We start from the raw sequence: 6,000 nt of genomic DNA, 5'->3' as shown, positions 1-6,000 counted from the left end.
TGCGGCGACGGCACCAACGATGCGCCAGCACTCGCCCAGGCGGATGTCGGCGTCGCGATGAACACCGGCACCCAGGCCGCGCGCGAGGCGGCAACATGGTCGATCTGGACAGCGATCCGACCAAGCTGATCGAGGTCGTCGGCCTCGGCAAGCAGTTGCTGATGACGCGCGGGGCACTGACGACCTTCTCGGTCGCCAATGACGTGGCGAAGTATTTCGCGATCATCCCGGCGATGTTCGTGGCGCTCTACCCTGGCCTCGGCGTGCTGAACGTCATGGGTCTTGCGACGCCGCAATCGGCGATCCTGAGCGCGATCATCTTCAACGCGCTCATCATCCCGCTGCTCGTGCCGCTGGCGCTGAAGGGTGTCGCCTACAAGCCGATGGGGGCGGGGCCGCTGCTGGCGCGCAACCTCGCCGTCTATGGCCTGGGCGGCCTGATCGCGCCATTCGTCGGTATCAAGATCATCGACCTGGTGGTCGGTGGCCTCGGCTTGGCGTGAGCTGACGATCATAGCCCCTCCCCTTCAGGGGAGGGGTAGGAGGTGGGGCGTCGCCGCGAACGAAGCGCGTGTGGAAAGGCCCCACCCCAACCCCTCCCCTGAAGGGGAGGGGCTTGAGGAAGGAAATATCATGAACACGGACATTACCTCCGCTTTACGGCCCGCGATCGTCATGACGATCCTGTTCGCGATCCTGCTCGGCTTGGTCTATCCTCTGGCGATGACCGGCATCGGACAGACGATCTTCCCGCATCAGGCCAATGGCAGTTTGGTGCGGGCTGGCGGCCGCGTAATCGGCTCCGAAGTCGTCGGCCAGGCATTCGTCAGCGACCGCTATTTCCAGACGCGCCTCTCGGCGGCGGGCAAGGGCTATGACGGGCTCGCCTCATCGGGCTCGAACCTGGGGCCGACGTCGCAGGCGCTGGCCGACCGGGTCAAGGCCGATGTCGCCAAGCGTCGTGCCGAGGGCGTGACGGGGCCGGTCCCCGCCGATCTCGTCACCGCCAGCGGATCGGGGCTCGACCCCGATCTGTCGCCCGAAGCCGCACTGGCGCAGATCGCCCGTATCGCCCGCGTCCGTGGCCTGGGCGTCGAGCAGGTTCGCGCGCTGGTCGTTGCGCATAGCGAGGACTCGGTCCTGGGCGACCCGCATGTCAACGTCCTCGCCCTCAACCGCGCGCTGGACGCCATACCCGCGCGATGACGGCAGGCGAGCCGCGCCCCGACCCCGACGCCCTGCTGCGCGCCGCCGAGCGCGAGGGACGCGGCCGCCTGAAAATCTTCCTCGGGGCAGCACCGGGTGTCGGCAAGACGTTCGAGATGTTGTCGGAGGGCGCGGCCCGCCGCCGCGACGGCGTCGATGTCGTCGTCGCGGTCGTGGAAACGCACGGCCGCGTCGAGACCGAGGCGCTCTTGCGGGGGCAGGAAGTGATGCCCCGCCGCGCCGTCCCTTATGAGGGGCGCACGCTGCACGAGATGGACCTGGACGCGGTCCTGGCTCGCGCGCCCCGCCTCGCGCTGGTCGACGAACTGGCGCACACCAACGCGCCGGGCAGCCGCCATCCCAAACGCTATCAAGATGTCGAGGAACTGCTGGCGGCTGGGATAGACGTCTATTCGACGGTCAACATTCAGCACATCGAGAGCCTGAACGACGTCGTCGCCAGCTTCACCCGCGTCCGCGTACGCGAGACGGTGCCCGACCGCATATTAGAGGCCGCCGAGATCGAGGTGGTCGACATTCCCCCCGACGAGCTGATCGAGCGGTTGAAGGCGGGCAAGGTCTATCTTCCGCAGGAAGCGACGCGGGCGTTGTCGCACTTCTTTTCCAAATCCAACCTGTCGGCCTTGCGCGAACTGGCGCTGCGGCGTGCGGCGCAGGCGGTCGATGCGCAGATGCTGGACCATGTCCGCAGCCTTGGCGTCGGCGGACAATGGGCGGCGGGTGAGCGGCTGGTCGTCGCGGTCAGCGAATTGCCCGGCGCCGACGAACTGGTCCGCGCGGCCAAGCGCACCGCCGACGCGCTGCGTGCACCCTGGACCGCGCTGTTCATCGACACCCCGCGCACCGCGACTTTGGGCGAGGGGGAGCATCGCCGGCTGGCGGCGACCATGACGCTGGCGACGCAACTCGGCGCGGCGGTCGCCACCGTACCCGCACCGAGCGTGGTCGAGGGCATCCGCGCCTTCCTGACCGACGCACGCGCCACGCAGCTGGTCGTCGGCAAGGCCAAGCGCTCGCGCTGGTTCGAGCTGCGCCATGGCTCGGTGGTCGACCGGCTGGTGCGCGAGACGCCGGGCGTCACCGTCCACGTCCTGCCCGTCGCCGAAGCGCCGCCGCGCCGCGAACGCGTCCGGCGTCGCGGCCAATGGGGGGCGCCCATCGGCTATGCCCTGACGCTGGCGGGCGTCACGGGCGTAACGGCGCTGGCGAGCGCGCTGTTTCATTTTCTCAATCTCGGCAATGTCGCGCTGCTCTACCTCCTTCCGGTCATGGCGGCGGCGAGCCTGTATGGCCTGCGCACCGGTCTGTTCGCCGGGATCGCATCGAGCCTGGCCTACAACTTCTTCTTTCTCCCCCCGGTGGGAACGCTGACCGTCAGCAATCCCGAGAATATCGTCTCGCTCTTCGTCCTGTTGGGCGTCGCCATCGCGACCGGCCAGCTGACCTCGCGGGTGCGGGCGCAGGCCGACCTGGCGGCGGCGAGCGCGCGCGACAATGCGACGCTGGCGGGCTTCCTCCACCGGTTGAGCGGCCTGGCCGACCCGGCCGGGGCGGCGCGGGTGATCTGCGAGGATATCGCCCGGTTGTTCGACGTGCAGGCCGTCCTGCTCACCCCGTCGCCCGCCGGGCTCGCCGTGCAGGCGGCGACCAGACCCGATTACCGGCTCGAGACGATGGAGATGGCCGCCGCCCATTGGGCGTTCGACACCGGCTCACCCGCCGGCCGGGGGTCGGCGACGCTGGCGGCGTCCGAATGGCTGTTCCAGCCGCTCAAGGCGGGCGACCGCACACTCGCCGTGCTGGGGCTGGCGCGCGAGACGGCGGGCGAGCCGGTGCGCGCCGACCGCCTGCCGCTGCTGACCGGGCTGATCGATCAGGCCGCGCTCGTGCTGGAGCGGCTGCGGCTGGAGGCCGAGGTGCGCGACGTCGATTCGGTGCGCACGCGCGACCGCCTGCGCGCCGCGCTGCTGTCCTCGGTCAGCCATGATCTGCGCACGCCGTTGACCGCCGTGATGGCCGCGACGGCGCAGCTGCGACAGGGGGCCACGCCGGAACTCATCTCGACGATCGAGGGGGAGGCGGTGCGGCTCAACCGCTTCGTCGCCAATCTGCTCGATATGGCGCGGGTGGAGGCGGGAGCCCTGAAGCTGAAGATCGAGGCGATCGACCTGAGCGACGCGGTGACCGGCGCGGCGCACGACGCCCGCCGCGCGCTGGAGGGGCATGCCGTGCGGCTCGACGTGCCGCCCGACCTGCCGCTTGTCCGGGCCGACCCGCAACTGCTCCATCACTGTCTGCTCAACCTGCTCGACAATGCCGGACGCTATGGTGATCCGGGGACCGAAATCGTGATCGAGGGGCGGCATCGGCACGGCAGTTTGCGGCTGTCGGTCCTCGACCGGGGGCCGGGCTTGCCACCGGGCCGCGAGGCGGAGGTGTTCGAGACGTTCCGGCGGCTGGAAGGCTCGGACCGGGCGGTCGGCGGCACCGGACTGGGCCTCGCCATCGTCAAGGCCTTTGCGGAGGCCATGGGGTTGAGCGTAGAGGCGGGCAATCGGGAGGATGAACCGGGCGCGGCCTTCACGCTCTGCTTCCCGCGCGATCATATCATGCGCGACCTCTTCATGTGTGATGGGGCGCCGGAGGGAACGGCCTGATGCCCACGACGATCCTGGTGGTGGATGACGAGGTCGCGATCCGCCGCCTGCTGCGCAATACGCTGGAACAGGCGGGGCATCTGGTGATCGAGGCGCGCGACGGACGCGAGGCGCTGGCGCGGGCGGCGGCGGAGCATCCCGACGCGGTGCTGCTCGACCTGGGCCTGCCCGACCGCGACGGGTTGAGCCTGATCCCGCTGCTGCTCGGGACCGAGCGGGTGATCCTGGTCGTCTCCGCGCGCGAGGCGACCGAGGAGAAGGTCGCCGCGCTCGATCTGGGGGCGGACGATTATGTCACCAAGCCGTTCGACAGCGAGGAGCTGCTGGCGCGGCTACGCGTGGCGCTGCGCCACCGACGCTCGGCGGGGGCGGCGCCGAGCGTGGTGCGGACCGGCGATCTCGTCATCGATCTCGACCGGCGGCTGGTGACGCGCGGCGGCGTGGAGCAGCATCTGACGCGCAAGGAACATGACGTGCTGGCGGTGCTGGCCCGACATCCCGGTCGCGTGGTGACGCATGACAGGATCATCGACGCGGCCTGGGGCGGGGACGAGGATCCGCGCATCGATTACCTGCGCATCGTGGTCCGCAACCTGCGCCAGAAGCTGGAAGCGCCGCAGCCGGTGGGCAGCGTCATCGCCAACGAACTGGGTGTCGGGTATCGGTTGCGGGTGGAAGCCTGAAATTCCTCCCCTGCAAGGGGAGGAATATACGTCAGCCGGGCTTCTCGCCGGTCCGCAGGGTCAGCACTTCGACTCCGGTCTTCGTCACCGCGACCGTATGTTCGAATTGCGCCGACAATTTTCCGTCATTGGTCACCACCGTCCAGCCATCCTCGGCGGTCGACACGCGGTGGGTGCCGGCATTGATCATCGGCTCGATCGTGAAGGTCATCCCCTCGCGCAGCGCGGGGCCGGTGCCCGGGCGGCCGAAATGGAGGATGTTGGGCTCCTCGTGCATCTCGCGGCCGATGCCATGGCCGCAATAGTCGCGGACCACCGAACAGCCATGCGCCTTTGCGTGCCGCTCGATCGCCGCACCGATATCGCCCAGCCGTGCGCCGGGGCGGACCTGTCCGATCCCCTTCCACATCGCGCCTTGCGCGACGCGCACGATCTTGCGCGCGGCCGGTGAAACCTCGCCGACCATGTAGGTCTTGCTAGAATCGGCGATGAAGCCGTTCTTCTCCAGGGTGATGTCGAGGTTCACGATGTCGCCGTCGCGGATGATGTCGTCGGCGCTCGGCACGCCGTGGCACACGACCTGGTTGATCGAACTGTTGAGCACATAGGCGAAACCATATTGCCCCTTGCTGGCGGGGCGCGCGGCCAGGTCGTGGGTGATATGGCACTCGACCAGGTCGTTGACCGCCAGCGTCGACATACCCGACAGGTTCACCCCGTCCAGCATCTCGAACACCTGCGCGAGCAAGCGCCCGGAAACGCGCATCAGCGCCAGCTCATCGGCCGTCTTGACCATGTCAGGCGACCAGTGGCTGTGGCAGGCGCGTGTCGGCGGCGGCCATCTGGGCCTTCACGATCTCATGAAAGCTCAAGGTCGGATTGGCCTCGGCCAGCATGCCCATCTTCATCCAGAACTCGGCCTGCGCGTTGATCGATCGGCACATGACCGTGCTGGCGCGGCGGATGTCCTCGTGAAGCTGATCGTCGATTTTCACAATGCCCATATATGAAGCGTATATGCTTCATATATGGATGGCGCAAGGGCGATCAGGCGGCGGGCCGGGTCAGGACGAAGGCGGCACAGCCGGCCATCGCGACGGCGACCAGCAACGCCAGTGGCCAATGCGGCCGGGCGGTGAGCAGGAACAGGCCATAGCCCAGCGCCATGCCGCCGCACGCCATGGCCTTGGCGCGCGGGCCGATCGCGCCGCTGTCGCGCCAGGCGCGCAAGGTCGGGCCGAAGCGCGGATGGTTCAGCAGCCATGCCTCCAGCCGGGGCGAGGAGCGGGCGAAGCATCCCGCCGCCAGGATCAGGAAGATGGTCGTCGGCATCAGCGGCAGAACGGCGCCGATCATGCCGAGCCCGACGAACAGGCATCCCAAAGTGAGCCAGCCGAGCCGTATCATCCCCGATGCCTATCGCGTCGCCACGC

6 protein-coding genes and 1 pseudogene are annotated in these 6,000 nt (G+C 68.8%); 4 read left to right on the top strand and 3 right to left on the bottom strand.

Annotation, left to right across the window (positions count from 1 at the left end):
- The 4 genes and pseudogenes from ACQKJZ_RS00415 to ACQKJZ_RS00400 all read left to right on the top strand — a co-directional run.
- Positions 1 to 503: pseudogene (locus ACQKJZ_RS00415) on the top strand (potassium-transporting ATPase subunit B); the annotation flags it as partial.
- 130 nt (positions 504 to 633) lie between these two features.
- On the top strand, positions 634 to 1,206 hold the full coding sequence (gene kdpC / locus ACQKJZ_RS00410) for a potassium-transporting ATPase subunit KdpC (RefSeq protein WP_427729575.1): 573 nt from the start codon (positions 634 to 636) through the stop codon (positions 1,204 to 1,206).
- Entirely contained in the window at positions 1,203 to 3,884 is a 2,682-nt protein-coding gene (locus ACQKJZ_RS00405; protein WP_427729574.1) for a DUF4118 domain-containing protein, read from the top strand. Before kdpC ends, ACQKJZ_RS00405 begins: the two co-directional genes overlap by 4 nt.
- On the top strand, positions 3,884 to 4,567 hold the full coding sequence (locus ACQKJZ_RS00400) for a response regulator transcription factor (RefSeq protein WP_427729573.1): 684 nt from the start codon (positions 3,884 to 3,886) through the stop codon (positions 4,565 to 4,567). The genes ACQKJZ_RS00405 and ACQKJZ_RS00400 overlap by 1 nt, the downstream gene beginning before the upstream one ends.
- 31 nt (positions 4,568 to 4,598) lie before the next feature.
- On the opposite strand, the gene map is transcribed toward ACQKJZ_RS00400, so the two are convergent.
- From map to ACQKJZ_RS00385, 3 genes are read right to left on the bottom strand one after another with little or no spacing between them, the layout of a single operon-like run.
- Entirely contained in the window at positions 4,599 to 5,363 is a 765-nt protein-coding gene (gene map, locus ACQKJZ_RS00395; RefSeq protein WP_427729572.1) for a type I methionyl aminopeptidase, read from the bottom strand.
- Position 5,364: 1 nt separating this feature from the next.
- The gene (locus tag ACQKJZ_RS00390) at positions 5,365 to 5,571 is read right to left on the bottom strand and encodes a ParD-like family protein (RefSeq protein ID WP_312488398.1); all 207 of its coding nucleotides are present in this window, start codon (positions 5,569 to 5,571) and stop codon (positions 5,365 to 5,367) included.
- Between the two features lie 43 nt (positions 5,572 to 5,614).
- The gene (locus tag ACQKJZ_RS00385; RefSeq protein ID WP_427729571.1) at positions 5,615 to 5,974 is read right to left on the bottom strand and encodes a YbaN family protein; all 360 of its coding nucleotides are present in this window, start codon (positions 5,972 to 5,974) and stop codon (positions 5,615 to 5,617) included.
- Positions 5,975 to 6,000: the final 26 nt, after the last annotated feature.

It is taken from the genome of Sphingomonas sp. NPDC019816, from assembly GCF_050274375.1.
Classification (GTDB): domain Bacteria; phylum Pseudomonadota; class Alphaproteobacteria; order Sphingomonadales; family Sphingomonadaceae; genus Sphingomonas.
This window is presented reverse-complemented; position numbering and strand designations above follow the sequence as displayed.